Below are 15,391 nucleotides of genomic sequence, written 5' to 3'. Positions count from 1 at the left end.
GATCGGATCGGGTGGATCGGATCGAGGTGGATCAGATGGCGATGGTGCGGGTGGCGACCAGGCCGCGCCGGACGTCGCCGGTCATGCAGGCCATCTCGAGACGGGCGCCGGGGTGGACGTGGGCCTTCTCGTAGACATCGGCGGGCAGCGTGATCGCCGCGGTGTGCAGCGGCCGGTCGAGATCGTGGAGGCCGGCGTACGCCTCGACGTGCAGGTGCGGCCAGCGACCGTCGTGCGAGCCGGGGAAGACGCTGGTGAAGCGGACCCACCCGGCCGAGTCGGCGAGCTGGATCCCGCGCAGGTAGTTCTCGCCGGCCAGCTCGGGCGTGACGAGCGAGTAGTTGCCGTCCCGGTCGGCGTGCCAGAGGTAGACGGCGTGCCCGGTCAGCGGGCGGCCGGAGTTGGCGCTCGTGAGCCGCAGCCGGATGTCGAGCGGGACCCCGCGGGCCACGCCGTGGGCGGTGCCGAAGCCGCGCCGGATGTCGCCGCGCACGATCCCCGAGCGGGCGATCGCGGACCCGCCGCCGGCGGCCAGCGCCGCGACCGTGGTGCCACCCGCGAGACCCATCATCCGGCGGCGCCGCATCAGCGGGAAGTCGGTCGCCAGGCCACCCTCGGGCCGCGTCTCCAGCTCGATCATGCCGCCCATTCAGCCAGCCGCCGGTTGCGCCGTCCGGCCGGTTCCTGTTGCGGGACAGTTGCAACGCGCCCGAGCCGGTAGTGTCCTTACATGGGCGACGATCAATATATTGCCTACGACGACGAGGAGCGGCCGGCGCGCGACCTGACCGGCCGCATCGGGCTCGGCGTCTCGATCGTCGCGTTCCTGGTCGCCCTGCTCGTGCTCTGGCAGGTGTTCCGCCCGCTCGCCCGGGGCAGCCAGTTCTACCTGATCATCTTTCTGGCCGGCACGCTGCCGCTGATCTTCCTCGCGTACCGGGCAAGGCCGCGCTCCACGGCCCGGCCGACGCTGCCCGACTGGCTCCTGGCCGGCGCCGCCCTGATCGCCTGCCTCTACCCGGTCAACCCGTTCCGCGGCGGCTACGACGGCTTTCTCGATCGGCAGAGCCTGCTCGAACCGGTCGACGTGCTCTTCGGGGCGGTGCTGCTGGTGCTCGTGATCGAGGCCTGCCGGCGCACCACCGGGCTCGCGCTCCCGATCGTCTGTCTCGCTTTCCTGGCGTACGGGTACTACGGCGGGCTGCTTCCGCAGGACTGGCCGATCGCGCACGCCGGCCTCGACTTCGCCCAGATCGTCGACGCGCTCTACAACTCCGGCAGCGGGTTCTACGGCACGCCGCTCGACGTCGCGGCCACGTACATCGTGCTGTTCACCATCTACGGCGCGGTGCTCGACCTCTCCGGCGCCAGCCGCTTCTTCGTCGACCTGTCGGTGGCCGCGTTCCGCAAGTCGCGCAGCGCCGCCGGTCGCACCGCGGTGGCGGCCGGCTTCCTGCTCGGCACCGTCTCCGGCTCGGGCACCGCCACCGCGGTCAGCGTCGGCGCGGTCACCTGGCCGATGCTGCGCCGGGCCGGCTATCCGGCCGAGCAGGCGGGCGGCATGCTGGCCGCGGCCGGGGTCGGCGCGATCCTGTCCCCGCCCACCCTCGGCGCCGCGGCCTTCATCGTCGCCGAGTACCTGGACGTCTCCTACCTGACCGTGCTCGGCTGGGCCACCGTCCCCACGCTGCTGTACTACCTGGGCATCCTGCTCGCCGTCGAGATCGACGTGCGCCGGTTCGGGGTCCGCGCCCTTTCGGTCGGCGACCTGCGGGCAAGCCGGCTGCTTCTCCGCTTCGGCTACCACTTCTCGTCGCTGATCCTCATCGTCGTGCTGCTCGCGCTGGACGTGAGCGCCCAGCGGGCGGTGGTCTACGCGACGCTGGCCGCGTTCCTGCTGTCCTTTCTGGACCGGCGGGCGTGGCTGACGCCGAGGCGGATCTTCGAGGCGCTGTCGGCGGGCGTGCGCGGGGTGCTGCCGGTGGTGGCGGTGTGCGCGGCGGCCGGCATCATCACCGCCGTCACCACCAAGACCGGGCTCGGGGCGCAACTGGCCTCGCTGCTGGTCTCGGGGGCGCGCGCGATCACCGCGAACCCGGCCGCGGTGCTGGCGCTGACCGTGGTGCTGGCCGCGGTCGCGCTGGCGATCCTCGGACTGGCGGTGCCGGTGACGGCCAGCTTCATCATCGGCTGGGTGATCATCGGGCCGGCGCTGCTGGGGCTGGGCGTGCCGGCGCCGGCCGCGGCCATGTTCGTCTTCTACTACTCGGTGCTCTCCGAGGTCACCCCGCCGACGGCGCTGGCCGCGGTGGGCGCCTCGGCGATCACCGGCGGCCGGACCGTGCCGACGATGTGGCAGGCGCTGAAGTACGCGTTGCCGGCGTTCCTGGCGCCGATCGCGTTCGTCCTCACCGACGCCGGGTCCTACCTGCTCGGGCGGGGCTCGTTCGTGGACATCCTGTGGGCGACGGCGGTCGCGATGCTGGCGGTGGCCGGGCTGGCGATCGCGACCGGCGGCTGGGTGTTCGGCTTCGGAGCGGCCGGTACGCCCGCGCGGGTCTTGGGCGGCGCCGCCGGCCTGTTGCTGCTCTATCTGTCACCGGTCGCCATCACGCTCGGCCTGGTCGCCCTGGCCGGCGCCGTTCTCCTGACCGCCCTTCCGAAGATCACCTCTACCGAAGCGGGGACGCTATGAGACGTACGGCCGCAATTGCTTGTTCCTTCGTGCTGTTCGGGAGCCTTTCCGCCTGCGGTGGCCGCCAGGACGCCGCCTCGACCGACGCCGGCGGAGCCGTCACCTGCGAGGTCACCAAGGACACCCGGGTCGGCATCGCCACCGGCAACGCGACCGGCGTCTACTTCGCGCTCGGCAACGCCTACGCCGAGCAGATCGGCGAGGCCGGCGGCAAGCTCAAGGCGACCGCGGCCGAGACCGGCGCCTCGGTGCAGAACATCCAGCAGGTGGTGGCGGGCACCTACAACGTCGCCTTCGCGCTGGCCGACACCGCCGCCGACGCGGTCAACGGCAGCGGCAGCTTCACCTCGCGGCAGCCGATCGCCGCGCTGACCCGCATCCACACCAACTACACCCAGGTCATCGTGCGCAAGGCGGCCGGCATCAAGGACGTGGCCGGCATGAAGGGCAAGCGGGTCTCCACCGGCTCGCCCAAGTCCGGCACCGAGGTCATCGCCAACCGCGTGCTCAAGGCGGCCGGCCTCGATCCGGCCACCGACATCAGCGCCCAGAAGCTCGACCTCACCAAGACCGTCGACGGCATGAAGGACGGTTCGATCGACGCCCTCTTCTGGTCGGGCGGCCTGCCCACGCCGGGCATCACCGACCTGCTCACCACGGCGGCCGGCAAGGTCGAGTTCCTCGACATCACGTCCGTGCTCGGCGACCTTCAAAAGATCAATCCGGTGTACGAGACCGGCACCATCCCCGCCGCCACCTACCGCATCCCGGCCGACGTCGCCACCATCGTCGTGCCCAACATGCTGCTGGTGCGCGACGATCTCGACCCGGACGTCGCGTGCGTGCTGACCCGGGTGCTGTTCGACCGCAAGGCACAGCTCGTCCAGGCCAACGCCGCCGCCAAGGAGATCACCCTGGCGAACGCCCGCAAGACCGAGCCGGTCCCCCTCCACCGCGGCGCGGTCAAGGCCCTCGACGACCTCGGCGCCCCCAAGTAACAGCGCTCAGAAAAGGTGTTGTCATTTCCGCCGGCGGTGTCCTATTCTTTTAACCGTCACTCGCAAGCGCGCACGAAAGGGGATCGAGATGATGTGGCAGGCCGCCATCGGCGCAAACCTCGCCGCACATGTTGCGACGTCCGACCGTGCCCGCACGCGATGGGCCACGAAGTGGCCCTCCCCGGGAGTGAGCTGGCGAAACGGCTGAGGCCGCCCAGGTTTTCGCCGCCGCCCTCCCTCTGTCGGGAGGGCGGCTTTTTCGTCGGCGGCCCCGTTTCGCTCAACCGCCGTATTCGTCCCGCGGGCGTAGCTCAATTGGCAGAGCAACGGTTTCCAAGTCCGTGCGTTGTGGGTTCGATTCCTGCCGCCCGTGCATTCAATTTAATAGCGTTCCACCATTTCCGGAGATAGGGGCGAGGAGCGGCGGTCACGCGGGCCGGCTGCGGCGGGTGTTCCGACCGCCGGGCTAGCTGGACGGGATTACTTGCGCTACCCGGCCAACGCGCGGCCCGCCGCCCTCGCCCACGCCGTCGGCACATCGGGCTCGTAGCTCATCGGGAAGAGCACCCGTCTTGCAAACGGGAGGTGGCCGGTTCGAGCCCGGCCGGGTCCACGAGGGGCGGGGCGCTGCCCTGCCCCTCGCCACAACTCCGGAGCACCACGTCGTCGTAGCCCAGCGGTAGAGCGCCGCCCTCATAAGGCGGAGGCCGGATGGTTCGACACCACCCGACGACATCACGCCCCTGTAGCGCAACGGACAGCGCGCCGGACTACGACTCCCACCCCTGCCACCAACTTCGGTCAGGTCGTCACATTCAGCCAGCCGCCGTCGATGTAGTAGGTGGAGCCGACCGCGTAGGTCGCCCGCGCCGAGCTGAGGAAGACGAACAGGTCGGCGATCTCCTCCGGCGTGGCGAACCGCCCGATCGGCGCGTTGTCCTCGGCGATCTTCTGCAGGTACTGCTCCCACGTCTGGTCGGTGCCCTCGGTCAGCAGCTTCGCGGTCTTGACCCAGTCACCCGTCATGACCAGCCCCGGATTGACGGCGTTGACCCGGATGTTGTCCCCGATCAGCTCGTTGGCCAGGCACTTCGAGAACATCACCAGCGCCGCCTTGGTCACGTTGTAGATCGGCTCGTACCCCAGCGGCTGCGTCGCGCAGATCGAGGCGTTGTGCAGGATCACGCCGCCGCCCCGGGCCTTCATGCCGGGCGCGATCGCGCGGGCCAGCCGGACCGCCGCCATCACGTGCAACTCCCAATAGAGCTGCCACCGCTCGTCGGGCGCCGTGAGGATCTTCTCCTCGCTCCCGGTGCCGGCGTTGTTGATGAGGATGTCCGCGCCGCCGAACTCCTCCCGGACCGCGGCCGCCAGCCGATCCACGCCGTCCTGACTCGTCAGGTCGGCCGCCACGCCGATCACGCGCACTCCCGGGATCTCCGACGCCGCCTCCCGCAGCCGCTCCTCGTCCCGGCCGCACAGCGCCAGATGAGCTCCCTCGGCCGCGAGCCCGCGGGCAATGGCCAGGCCGATCCCGGCGCTGCCACCGGTGACGACGGCGACCTTCCCGGTGAGATTCAGGTCCATCGGACACTCCGTTCCTGCTGAGACGGTTACCGAGACCACCGTTTCACGAGCTGGTCCCGCCCGCGGCCTTTCGATGCCGCCGGCGCTAGCGGTGGTCGCGGAGCTCGGCGCCCACGTCGTGCAGGTGGCGCAGGGCTTGCGCGTATGAGTCGGTCAAGGACGTCATCTCGTAGGGCACCCCGATCTCGGCGCAGTACCGCTGGACGATCGGCTGCGCCCGGCGCAGGTTCGGCGTCGGCATGGCCGGGAACAGGTGGTGCTCGATCTGGTAGTTGAGGCCGCCCAGCGCCGCGTCGACCAGGAGACCGCCGCGGACGTTGCGGGACGTCAGCACCTGCTTGCGCAGGAAGTCCTCGGTGCCGTCCGGGTGCGGCATGCCCTTGTGGTTCGGCGCGAACGTCATGCCCAGGTAGACGCCGAACAGCGCCTGGTGCACCACGAGGAACGCCAGCGCCTGGAGCGGCGTCAGCACCAGGAGGAGCGCCGCGGCGTACCCGATCAGATGTGTCGCCAGCAGGAAGCTCTCGAGGCCCCGGCGTTTGACCGTGCCGTCCCGCAGCGCGCGAATGCTGTCGCGTTTGAGCGACAGGCCGAGCAGGGTCAGCAGCGGGAAGAAGAAGTAGGCCTGGTAGCGGGTGAGAAAGCCCTTGCCGCGGGCGGCCTCCCGACTCCAGACCAGCACGCCGGGGCCGACGTCGGGATCGAGGTCGTCGTGGTTGGGGTTGGCGTGGTGCTTGGTGTGCTTGTCCATCCAGTAGCCGTAGGACATGCCGATCGCCAGGTTGCCCGCGATCAGCCCGGCCCGGCGGCTCGGGGTGTTGGTGCGGAAGACCTGGCGGTGGGCGAGGTCGTGGGCCACCAGCGCGACCTGGGCGAACACCACGGCCAGGAAAGCGGCCACGGCAAGCGTCCACCAGGAGGCGCCGATCGAGAAGAACGCCGCCCAGCCACCGACCAGGGCCGCCGCCACCAGACCGAGGCGCAGGGCGTAGTAGGCCGGCCGGCGCCGGAGCAGGCCCGCCTGGTTGATGCGCCGGCTCAGCTCCGCGAAATCACTCCCGGCCGCCGTGCGCGGCCGCTCTGCCGTTGTCGTCATGCGTCCAGGGAACCGGTTCGCGGGCCTTGCGTCAGGAGAGCCAGGACCACATCCGAGAGTAGTGCTAGCCCTACTGAGTTCTGGTCCGCCGCGGGCGAGGATGGTGGGCATGGAGACGCGGGACTGGATACGAGACGGGTTGCGGGCGGTGGCCGGCGGCACGCTGGCGATCGTTCTGTCGATCGCGAACATCGTGCTGTTCGTGCTCTTCGTTCTCGCGCTGGCGTTGACGCCGGTGTGGGGTCTGGGGCTGATCCTGCTGCCGCTGGTCACGATGCTGGTGCGGGCGCGGGCGGAGGTCGGCCGGCGCGTCGGCGGCTGGTGGGGGGTGCCGGTGGCGCGACCCTACCGCCCCCGGCCGGAGAAGGCGCGGATCTTCGGCTGGCGCTACTACAAATGGATCGTCGGCGATCCCGCGACCTGGCGCGACCTGGCCTGGCTGCTGCCGGGTGCGATCGTGGGGCTGACGCTCGGGATCGGGTCGCTGCTCATCCCGCTCTACGGCGTCGAGGGCATCGTTCTGCTTCCCTTGTGGATCTGGCTGGGCACGGGGTCGTACGGCTACGGCGTGATCTGGCCGATCGAGAGCGTCAGCGACGGGTTCCTCTCGCTGCCGCAGGGCGCCTTGATCCTGGCCATCGGCCTGGCCGCCGCGCCCTACCTGCGACGGGTCGACGCGCGGTTCGCGCGGGTGTTCCTGGCGCCCACGCGCAATGCCGAGCTCCGGCTTCGGGTCGACCAGCTGACCGTGACGCGGGCCGACGCGGTCGACGCGCAGGCGGCCGAGCTGCGCCGCATCGAGCGCGACCTGCACGACGGCGCCCAGGCCCGGCTGGTGTCGCTGGGCATGACGATCGGGCTGGCCGAGGAAATGGTGGACCGCGATCCCGGGAAGGCGCGGCTGCTGCTGGCCGAGGCCCGGGAGGTGAGCTCGACCGCGCTGGTGGAGCTGCGCCATCTCGTACGCGGTATCCACCCTCCGGTGCTGGCCGAGCGCGGGCTCGACGGGGCGGTTCGGGCACTCGCGCTCAACCTGAGGGTGGCGACGAGCGTCGACTCCGACGTGACCGAGCGGCTCGACACGCCGGTCGAGTCGGCGGCCTACTTCGCGATCGCCGAGGCGTTGGCGAACGTGACGGTGCACAGCGGCGCGACGTTCGCGTACGTGAGCATCAAGCGTGGTGCGGATCGGCTGTTCCTGGAGGTGGGCGACGACGGGCACGGCGGGGCCGACCCGTCCGGTGGCACCGGGCTGCGGGGGATCGAGCGCCGGCTGGCGGCGTTCGATGGGACGATGGCGCTGTCCAGCCCGCCGGGTGGGCCGACCATCGTGACCATGGAGCTGCCGTGCGCGTTGTCATCGCCGAGGACCACGCTCTCCTCCGGGACGGATTGACCCGGTTGCTGGAGGCGTTCGACTTCGAGGTCGTCGCGACGGTCGACAACGGGCCGCAGCTGCTGCCGACGCTGATCGAGCAGAAGCCCGACGTGGCGGTGGTCGATGTGCGGCTGCCGCCGACGTTCACCGACGAGGGGCTCCAGGCGGCGATCGCGGCGCGCACCGAGGTGCCGGGGCTGCCGGTCCTGGTGCTGTCGCAGCACGTCGAGCCGCTCTACGCCCGGGAGCTGCTCGGGGACAGCCGGGGCGGGGTGGGCTACCTGCTCAAGGACCGGGTGTCCAATGTGGCGCAGTTCGTCGACGTGGTGCACCAGGTCGCCGGCGGCGGCACGGTGATGGACCCGGAGGTGGTGGCCCGGCTGCTCGATCGGGGCGGACCGCTGGACGCGCTGACCGTGCGCGAGCGCGAAGTGCTGGGGGAGATGGCGGCCGGGCGGTCGAATGCGGCCATCGCGGGAAAGCTGTTCGTGACCGAGAAGGCGGTGAGCAAGCACATCAACAACATCTTCATGAAGCTGGGCCTGCCGCCCTCGGACGACGACAACCGCCGGGTGCTCGCGGTGCTGGCCTACCTGAACGGCTGATCCGCGCTTCCCGGTCACGCCTTCCGGGGCTGGGCGGCCACGAAGCGGGAGTTCTCCACGGCCATGGTGCGGACCTCGTCCGGGGTGAAGCCGGCCTCCAGGAGACGATCGGCGAAGAGGGCGAGCCCGTCCTCGACCGGCGGGTTGAACGGCTGGCCCAGGTCGCTCGACAGCACGGAGTGCTCGATGCCTACCGCGCGGATGTTGGCGAACAGGTCCGCCCACGCGACCTTGCCGGTGAACGGGGTGGTGAAGCACCGCTCGAGCAGCGCGCCCTCGGCGGCCAGCTCGCGCTGCTGCTCCACGGTCAAGCGCTGGGAGGTGAACTCGGGGTGGGTCACTACCACCCGGCGTACACCCTCGGCTCGTGCCGCCTTCACCACCGCGAGGATCTCCGGGCCGGAAAGGTGTCCGGTGGCCAGGACCATGTCGTGCTTGGCGATCACGCGCAGCACCTTGCGCACCTGCTCCAGCACGTCGCCGTCGCCGGACACGACCTCGACCACATCGGGCACGATGCCCTGGGCGTGCAGATCCGCCTGCAGTGCGCCCCACATCGCGGGCTTGCTGCCGGGCAGGTCGGTGGCGGTGGTCGAGCGCTGGTTGCGGGAGTCGACGGTCGGCATCCAGACGATGCGCGCGCCCAAGCGGCCGGCGATCTCCACGGCCGCGGGGTTCATGCCGCCCATGGAGCCGTTCAGCGTGATCGCGCCGAGAACATCAACACCGGGGACCGCCGCCCGTACGACCGAAGCGCGCTCGGCCGTCGTCACGTAATGAGATTTCAGAATAAATCCGGAAAGTCCGACGGAGGCGAACCGGCGGGCCAGGGAGAGGTCGTCGATGCGGCGCTCCATCACGTCCGGCGCGATGTGCACGTGGGTGTCGTAGGCGCCGGCGACCAGCGTGCGAGCCGAATCGGACGGAACCGGATGGTCAGCCATGAGTCTCCCCGGGGAATCGACGGTTGGTGTGGGACAGTGCGTCCGATACGTGCCCGAGGTGCTCCCGCATGGCCTTCTCGGCCGCCGCCGGGTCTCGCGCCGCGATCGCCGAGACGATCGCCGTGTGCTCGGCCAGCGAATGCGGCGCCCGCCCCGGCACCAGGATCGTGCGGAACTGGAAGCGCACCAGCTGCGCCCGCAGCCCGGTGATCAGGCGCGCCGCGGTCTCGTGCCGGGCGGCCTGGATGATCGCGGCGTGCAGGGCGGCGTTGCCCTCGGAGTAGCCGAGCAGGTCACCCTCGTCCAGCCTGCGGCTCATCCCGGCGAGGATGCGGCGGATCCCGGCGATCTCCTTGGCGGTGGCGCGCTTGGCCGCCTCGCTCGCGGTCAGCGCCTCGAGCACGGCGCGGGCCTGGAGGATCTCGACGGCCTCGGCGTCGGTGACCACGCGGACCCGGGCGCCGCGGTGCGGGGTGAGGATCACCACACCGTCCTGACCGAGACGGACCAGCGCCGTACGCACGATGGCCCGGCTCACCTCGAGCCGCTGGGCGAGGTCGGCCTCGACGAGCCGCTCGTTCGGCATCAGGTGGCCGCTGTAGATGAGATCGCGTAGCCGCAGGTAGGCGTCGTCGGCGGCGGGCGACGTCAAACGGGCACTCCTAGCAGCGGGGCGGACGGACTACGGATTGCTCACAATCTTGTGCACAGCATCGCTTTCGGCCCGAAGGCTGTCAACCATACCTTGACCTGCATGGATGTCCATTTCGGACCCGTTACAGCATTATTCGAGGGTCTATTTAGGCCGAAATGAGCGCGATGACAGGTCATCCTTCCTGCTCTACGATCTCGACCGGACGCGGGGCCGGACGGATGGGTGTCGATCGACGCAACGTCCACGCGGGTCAGACGAACAGTCACCTCCGCCGGCTGGACGGGCGGATTCTCAGGAGGATTTGGATGATCAGACGCTCTCGTGTGCTGGCGGTGACGCTGCTGGCCGCCGTGCTCGTCACGGCCGGTGCGTGCTCCAGTAAGGACGACAAGGGCAGCACGACCGGGGGCGCCTCCGGCTCGGGTGGCGATCTCAAGAAGGTCACCTATGTGACCGCTTTCGGCGCGGTGGGCCGTGACTCCTTCGTATGGGTGGCGAAGGAGAAGGGCTTCTTCTCCGACGCCGGGATCGACGTCGACATCCAGAAGGGCGCCGGCAACGTCCAGAACCTCACGCTGATCAAGTCGGGCCAGGCGCAGTTCGCCGCCCTCGACTTCACCGGCGCCGAGATCCAGGCCGGCCTCGGCAAGTTCACCAACTGGCGCGCGGTCGCGGCGATCCACCAGCAGACGCTGGTTTCGATCATGACCACCGCCGACACCGGCATCACCAAGCCGACCGACCTGACCGGCAAGACCGTGGCCACCGCCAAGGGCTCGGTGAGCGAGCTGCTGTTCCCGGCGTACGCCAAGCTCGCCCAGCTCGACCCGAAGACGGTCAAGCTGCAGGGCGCGCAGACCACCGCGCTCAACGGCCTCATGGCCCAGCGCAAGGTCGACGCGCTGAGCACGTTCCTGCTCTCCAAGAAGGCGCTCGAGACGGCGTCGAAGAAGCAGGTCACGGTGCTGCCCTACAGCGAGTACCTGTCCGACCTGTTCGGCAACGCGATCATCGCCCGCGAGGAGCTGATCGGCAGCGACAAGGAGCTGGTCAAGAAGTTCACCGGCGCGGCCATGAAGGGTCTCCAGTACACGCTCGACCACCCGGACGAGGCGGCGGCGATCCTGAACAAGGCCGAGCCCACCGCGGCGGTTCCGGCCGCGATCGGTGAGATCAACGCCATGAAGCCGTACGTGTCGCCGCCCAACGGCGCCCCGCTCGGTCACCTCGACCAGGAGCGGGTGGCGCGCAGCATCGCGATCCTGCAGGGCAACGGCCTCATGCCGGCGGGCCTGACCCCGGACAAGGTCGTCGACTTCAGCTTCGTCCCGGCCAGCTGACGCCGGACGCGGGGCGGGAAGCGTCCCGCCCCGCGTCATCGATCAACCACGGAGTCACGACATGACGGACGTCCCCGGGCCGCAGAGCAGGGTGTGGTCCAACGCGGTGCTGCCCACGCTCGGCGTGGTCATCACGATCGCGGTCTGGTGGCTGGCGACCACCGTGTTCCACATCGACCCGTTCTACGTGCCGTCGCCCGCCGACGTCGTCGACTCGTTCCTCAAGACTCCGTCGTTCCTGCTCCAGGAGACGTGGACCACGCTGCAGCGGGTCCTCGTCGGATTCGCGATCGCGGTCGCCGCCGGCCTGGTCATCGCGGTGGTCCTGGCCGCCTTCCGTACGGTCGAGCGGATGGCCATGCCCGTCCTGGCCGCGATCAACGCCATCCCCAAGGTCGCGCTCGCCCCGCTGCTGCTGGTCTGGATGGGCTTCGGCGACTCCCCGAAGATCGTCATGGTGGTGCTGGTCAGCTTCTTCCCGGTGATCGTCTCGACCATGGCCGGCCTCACCTCGACCCCGGCCGACCTGCGCGAGCTGGCCCGGTCGCTCCGGGCCTCGTGGTGGCAGACGTTCGTCAAGGTGCGGTTGACCTGGGCGCTGCCGCAGGTCTTCGTGGGCCTGAAGGTCGCCACCCCGCTCGCCATCATCGGCGCCGTGATCGGCGAGGTGGTCAACCCCGATCACGGCCTCGGCTCGGTGATCGCGGGCTCCGGCGCCTCCAGCGACACCCCGCTCGCGTTCTGCGCGCTGGTGCTGCTCGCGCTCATGGGCGTCGTCCTCTTCTACCTGGTCGCCGGGCTCGAGCGCCTGCTCGTCCCGTGGGCCCGAGCGGTTACGGGGAACTGATGATCACCATCGAGGGCGTCTCGCAGACGTTTCGCGGCAAGGCCGGCCCGGTCGAGGCGATCCGGGAGATCGACCTGACGATCGGCGACGGCGAGTTCCTGACCGTCATCGGCCGCTCGGGCTGCGGCAAGTCCACGTTGCTCCGCATGATCGGCGGTCTCCTGACCCCGACCGCCGGCGCCGTGCAGATCGACGGCGTCCCGGTGCGGGAACCGCGCCGCGACGTCGCCATGGTCTTCCAGAAGCCGGCGCTGCTGCCCTGGCGCTCGGTGGAGGACAACGTGCTGCTCCCGGTCGAGATCTTCGGCTGGAAGAGGGCCGAGTACCGCCCGCGTGCCGAGCAGCTGCTGGAGATGACCGGCCTGTCCGGCTTCCGCAAGCGGCTGCCCCACGAGCTGAGCGGCGGCATGCAGCAGCGGGTGGCCCTCTGCCGCGCGCTGATCCAGAGTCCCAAGGTCATGCTGATGGACGAGCCGTTCTCGGCCCTGGACGCCCTGACCCGCGAGGAGCTGGCGGTCGAGCTCCAGCGCATCCACATGGAGCTGGGCACCACGATCGTCTTCGTCACGCACTCGATCCAGGAGGCGGTGCTGCTCGCCGACCGCGTCGCCGTTCTGAGCGCCCGCCCCGGCCGCATTCGCCGGCTCGTCGAGATCCCCATTCCGCGGCCGCGCAGTTTCGGCCACAACGCGCACATGGAACAGGTGGCCGCCGTGAGCGCCGAATTGCACACGCTGCTGCTCAGCGACAATCATTTGCCGGCGCATTCCTGAATTCGCCGGATCGCATTCCCGATACCCGAAGGGTGACGAGCACGCGACGGCGCCGGGGAACCTGGCGCACTGAGGTTCCGGTTCCCAAGATCCATATTGGATAATGTACGGGTGAGCGACCCGTCCGGGCAGCCTGCCCGGGTGAGGGTCCGCTTCGCGCTGCGCACATTTGAGCGAACGCCTGGCCGCGGACGTAACCGAGGTCAGGCGCAGTCGTCACCGTCGCCGGCCTGCCCGGGGCAACCCTGGAGCGGCCGGACGCCCCGCGTGTGTGGGGCGGCGTACCAGCTCGGAACCCCGACTTCACCGGCCGCGAGGTCTTGCTCGAGGAGCTGCGGCGCAGCCTCGAGTCGGCTCCGGACTCCCCGGTGCTGCCGCAGGCGCTGCACGGCTTCGGTGGCGTCGGCAAGACCCAGCTGGCGGTCGAATACGCATACCGGTATGCCGACGACTACGACGTGGTGTGGTGGATTCCCGCCGAAGATCCGTCGCTCGTCGAGCGATCACTGGGCGACCTCGGCCGGCGACTCGGCATACCGATCCACGGCGATCCGGACGACGCGGTCGCGGCGCTGGAGTCGACGGGCCTGAGCTGGCTTCTCGTCTTCGACAACGCCGACGACCCGGACGACCTGGCGCATCTGGTGCCGGCCGGTGGCCACGTGCTCATCACCTCGCGCAACCCGAAGTGGTCGGACGCGGTGCACGGGTTCGAGGTCGACGACTTCGACCGCCGGGAGAGAGTCCCGGACACGATCGCCTCCCTGGTTCCCGGGCCGCGACCACCGGAGATATACGTTTCCTACAAATGGGGCGGCGCGTCGGAGGCGGTCGTCGACCACCTGGTTGCCACGCTGGCCAAGCAGGGCCTTCCGGTACGGCGCGACAAACACGAGATTCCTTATCGCGGATCCATTCAGGAATTCATGCGCCGGGTCGGCAACGCCGAATTGCTCATCGTCGTCCTCGACGACGCGTATCTGCGGTCGACGAATTGTATGTTCGAGCTCACCGAGATCGCCGGCCGCGAGAATTTCGCCAAACGGCTCTTCCCGATCGTGCTGCCCGACGCGGACATCTTCCGGGCACGCGGACGGGTGCGGTACGTGAAGCACTGGGAGGCCCAGCGGGCGGAGCTGGAGGCGGAGATGCGCGAGGTGGCGCTGGAGCATCTCGGCCCGCTCCAGCAGGATCTCGACCTGGTCGCCAAGATCTGTGGCACGGTCGCGCGCATCACCGACGTGCTGCGGGACATGAACACGCTGACCGAGGCCCAGCACTCGAACGGCGACTTCGCCGAGCTGATCCGGGCCATCCGCGAGCAGCACGCCCGGCGGTAGAGCGGGTCTACCGCCGGCTGCGAGGAGCGGCCGGCGGTAGAACGGATCGGGCCGGCCGCGAGGAGCGTCCGGCCCTGGAAAACCGGGTCAGAAGGCCAGCTTGGCGACCCGGCCCTGCTCGCCCGACGCCCAGCACGCGCCGTCGCGGGCGCAGAGCACCGCGTCGAAGCTGCCGGTGTCGAAGCGTTTCCAGTCGCGGCCGCCGTTCCAGGTGATGTCGCTGCCGGTCGGCCCGACCGCCAGCGCCACCGGGCCATGGCCCAGCCAGGCCGCGCCCGAGCGGTACTCGCCCGGGACCGTGCGGGCGACCGTCCAGGTGTGGCCCTTCAAGAACGCGGCACCCGCGGGGGCGACGGTCGGGGCGGCGTAGTCGCCGCCGACGGCCAGGCCGTGGGACCGGTCGCGGAAGGCCAGGCTGTAGATGCCGGCGCTCGGCCCGCTCGGGACCGGGGTCGCGACCGCCGACCAGGTGCGGCCGAGGTCGGACGACGTGAAGACGCGGGCGGCCGCGCCGCCGCCGGTGGCGAAGAACGCGCGGCCCTGGGCCGAGACCAGGCAGGTGCCGCTCGCGGCGAACGCGAACTCGCCGTCCAGGGCCGGCGGCATGCCGGCCGGCGAGGTGACCCGCCAGCTGCGGCCGCCGTCCGAGGTGGCCAGGATGCGGAACTTGCCGCCGACCGGGTCGGACAGGGCCAGGCCGTGCCGGGCGTCGAGGAACGTCAGGCAGTCGTAGAAGGCGTCGGCGTCCTCGTTCACGAACGCCGACGCCCAGGTGCGGCCGCCGTCGGACGTGCGGTAGATGCGGGAGTCGGTGCCGTTCCCGATGGTGAGCGCCACCGCCGTGCGGGCGTCGAACGCCTCGATGTCGCGGAACTGGAGGGCGGCCGCGCCGGCCGGACCGACCGACGCCCAGGAGCGCCCGCCGTCGAGCGTGCGCAGGATGGTTCCCTCGCTGCCGGCCACCCACGCGACCTTGGCGCTGACCGGGGCCAGGCCGCGGAACCGGGCGGTCGTGGACGTGTCGGTGAGCTTCCAGTGCGGGCCGCCGTGGCCCGTGAAGCCGGCGGTGGCGGCGACGACCGCCATCCCGGCCAGCGCGATCGACAACTTTCGCTGCAACCTCATCCGGCGAC

At 70.4% G+C, this 15,391-nt stretch carries 14 protein-coding genes and 3 tRNA genes; 11 read left to right on the top strand and 6 right to left on the bottom strand.

Features of this window, described 5'->3' with window-relative positions; translation table 11 throughout:
- Window positions 1–31: 31 nt before the first annotated feature.
- Complete coding sequence (locus ACQP2F_RS38335) at window positions 32–640, bottom strand: hypothetical protein (RefSeq protein WP_433296415.1); 609 nt, start codon at window positions 638–640, stop codon at window positions 32–34.
- Between the two features lie 90 nt (window positions 641–730).
- Here ACQP2F_RS38335 and ACQP2F_RS38330 point away from each other — a divergent pair, with 90 nt between their 5' ends.
- From ACQP2F_RS38330 to ACQP2F_RS38310, 5 genes are all read left to right on the top strand, one after another.
- Window positions 731–2,695 carry a TRAP transporter permease gene (locus tag ACQP2F_RS38330; protein WP_433296413.1) on the top strand — a complete coding sequence of 655 codons (1,965 nt, stop codon included), beginning with the start codon at window positions 731–733 and terminating at the stop codon, window positions 2,693–2,695.
- Window positions 2,696–2,724: 29 nt separating this feature from the next.
- Window positions 2,725–3,693 carry a TAXI family TRAP transporter solute-binding subunit gene (locus ACQP2F_RS38325; RefSeq protein WP_433296411.1) on the top strand — a complete coding sequence of 323 codons (969 nt, stop codon included), beginning with the start codon at window positions 2,725–2,727 and terminating at the stop codon, window positions 3,691–3,693.
- Window positions 3,694–3,993: 300 nt separating this feature from the next.
- A tRNA-Trp gene (locus ACQP2F_RS38320) sits at window positions 3,994–4,066 on the top strand.
- A 167-nt stretch (window positions 4,067–4,233) separates the two neighbouring features.
- Window positions 4,234–4,306, top strand: a tRNA-Ala gene (locus tag ACQP2F_RS38315).
- 49 nt (window positions 4,307–4,355) lie between these two features.
- Window positions 4,356–4,428 (top strand) — tRNA-Met (locus tag ACQP2F_RS38310).
- Window positions 4,429–4,494: 66 nt separating this feature from the next.
- Here ACQP2F_RS38310 and ACQP2F_RS38305 read toward each other — a convergent pair.
- Both ACQP2F_RS38305 and ACQP2F_RS38300 read right to left on the bottom strand, forming a co-directional pair.
- Entirely contained in the window at window positions 4,495–5,280 is a 786-nt protein-coding gene (locus ACQP2F_RS38305; protein ID WP_433296409.1) for an SDR family NAD(P)-dependent oxidoreductase, read from the bottom strand.
- Between the two features lie 85 nt (window positions 5,281–5,365).
- Entirely contained in the window at window positions 5,366–6,376 is a 1,011-nt protein-coding gene (locus ACQP2F_RS38300; protein WP_433296407.1) for a fatty acid desaturase family protein, read from the bottom strand.
- 109 nt (window positions 6,377–6,485) lie between these two features.
- Between ACQP2F_RS38300 and ACQP2F_RS38295 the strand changes: the two genes are divergently transcribed.
- The gene (locus ACQP2F_RS38295) at window positions 6,486–7,772 is read left to right on the top strand and encodes a sensor histidine kinase (RefSeq protein WP_433296404.1); all 1,287 of its coding nucleotides are present in this window, start codon (window positions 6,486–6,488) and stop codon (window positions 7,770–7,772) included.
- Window positions 7,724–8,359, top strand: coding sequence for a response regulator transcription factor (locus ACQP2F_RS38290; protein WP_433296402.1), 636 nt, complete (start codon window positions 7,724–7,726; stop codon window positions 8,357–8,359). The genes ACQP2F_RS38295 and ACQP2F_RS38290 overlap by 49 nt, the downstream gene beginning before the upstream one ends.
- Window positions 8,360–8,373: 14 nt before the next feature.
- Here the strand turns inward: ACQP2F_RS38290 and ACQP2F_RS38285 are convergent, their stop codons facing one another.
- Both ACQP2F_RS38285 and ACQP2F_RS38280 read right to left on the bottom strand, forming a co-directional pair.
- Entirely contained in the window at window positions 8,374–9,303 is a 930-nt protein-coding gene (locus ACQP2F_RS38285; protein WP_433296399.1) for a DUF6282 family protein, read from the bottom strand.
- Window positions 9,296–9,955, bottom strand: coding sequence for a GntR family transcriptional regulator (locus ACQP2F_RS38280; RefSeq protein WP_433296397.1), 660 nt, complete (start codon window positions 9,953–9,955; stop codon window positions 9,296–9,298). The genes ACQP2F_RS38285 and ACQP2F_RS38280 overlap by 8 nt, the downstream gene beginning before the upstream one ends.
- Before the next feature lie 308 nt (window positions 9,956–10,263).
- On the opposite strand from ACQP2F_RS38280, the gene ACQP2F_RS38275 reads away from it, so the two are divergent.
- From ACQP2F_RS38275 to ACQP2F_RS38260, 4 genes are all read left to right on the top strand, one after another.
- Window positions 10,264–11,298 carry an ABC transporter substrate-binding protein gene (locus ACQP2F_RS38275; RefSeq protein WP_433296395.1) on the top strand — a complete coding sequence of 345 codons (1,035 nt, stop codon included), beginning with the start codon at window positions 10,264–10,266 and terminating at the stop codon, window positions 11,296–11,298.
- Window positions 11,299–11,359: 61 nt separating this feature from the next.
- Window positions 11,360–12,145 (top strand): ABC transporter permease, encoded by a 786-nt coding sequence (locus ACQP2F_RS38270; RefSeq protein ID WP_433296393.1) that lies wholly within the window; start codon window positions 11,360–11,362, stop codon window positions 12,143–12,145.
- Entirely contained in the window at window positions 12,145–12,918 is a 774-nt protein-coding gene (locus tag ACQP2F_RS38265; RefSeq protein ID WP_433296390.1) for an ABC transporter ATP-binding protein, read from the top strand. The genes ACQP2F_RS38270 and ACQP2F_RS38265 overlap by 1 nt, the downstream gene beginning before the upstream one ends.
- Before the next feature lie 320 nt (window positions 12,919–13,238).
- The gene (locus ACQP2F_RS38260; RefSeq protein WP_433296388.1) at window positions 13,239–14,258 is read left to right on the top strand and encodes a TIR domain-containing protein; all 1,020 of its coding nucleotides are present in this window, start codon (window positions 13,239–13,241) and stop codon (window positions 14,256–14,258) included.
- 87 nt (window positions 14,259–14,345) lie between these two features.
- On the opposite strand, the gene ACQP2F_RS38255 is transcribed toward ACQP2F_RS38260, so the two are convergent.
- Window positions 14,346–15,383, bottom strand: a complete 1,038-nt coding sequence (locus ACQP2F_RS38255) for a YCF48-related protein (protein WP_433296386.1) — start codon at window positions 15,381–15,383, stop codon at window positions 14,346–14,348.
- Window positions 15,384–15,391: the final 8 nt, after the last annotated feature.

It is taken from the genome of Actinoplanes sp. CA-030573, assembly GCF_050951115.1.
Classification (GTDB): Bacteria; Actinomycetota; Actinomycetes; order Mycobacteriales; family Micromonosporaceae; genus Actinoplanes.
This window is presented reverse-complemented; position numbering and strand designations above follow the sequence as displayed.

Bases quoted from the DNA above. Each gene is read 5' to 3' on its own strand.
- ACQP2F_RS38265 (WP_433296390.1), top strand. From the start codon at position 12,145: ATGATCACCATCGAGGGCGTCTCGCAGACGTTTCGCGGCAAGGCCGGC.
- ACQP2F_RS38255 (WP_433296386.1), bottom strand. From the start codon at position 15,383: ATGAGGTTGCAGCGAAAGTTGTCGATCGCGCTGGCCGGGATGGCGGTC.
- ACQP2F_RS38300 (WP_433296407.1), bottom strand. From the start codon at position 6,376: ATGACGACAACGGCAGAGCGGCCGCGCACGGCGGCCGGGAGTGATTTC.
- ACQP2F_RS38330 (WP_433296413.1), top strand. From the start codon at position 731: ATGGGCGACGATCAATATATTGCCTACGACGACGAGGAGCGGCCGGCG.
- ACQP2F_RS38305 (WP_433296409.1), bottom strand. From the start codon at position 5,280: ATGGACCTGAATCTCACCGGGAAGGTCGCCGTCGTCACCGGTGGCAGC.
- ACQP2F_RS38335 (WP_433296415.1), bottom strand. From the start codon at position 640: ATGATCGAGCTGGAGACGCGGCCCGAGGGTGGCCTGGCGACCGACTTC.
- ACQP2F_RS38275 (WP_433296395.1), top strand. From the start codon at position 10,264: ATGATCAGACGCTCTCGTGTGCTGGCGGTGACGCTGCTGGCCGCCGTG.
- ACQP2F_RS38270 (WP_433296393.1), top strand. From the start codon at position 11,360: ATGACGGACGTCCCCGGGCCGCAGAGCAGGGTGTGGTCCAACGCGGTG.
- ACQP2F_RS38295 (WP_433296404.1), top strand. From the start codon at position 6,486: ATGGAGACGCGGGACTGGATACGAGACGGGTTGCGGGCGGTGGCCGGC.
- ACQP2F_RS38285 (WP_433296399.1), bottom strand. From the start codon at position 9,303: ATGGCTGACCATCCGGTTCCGTCCGATTCGGCTCGCACGCTGGTCGCC.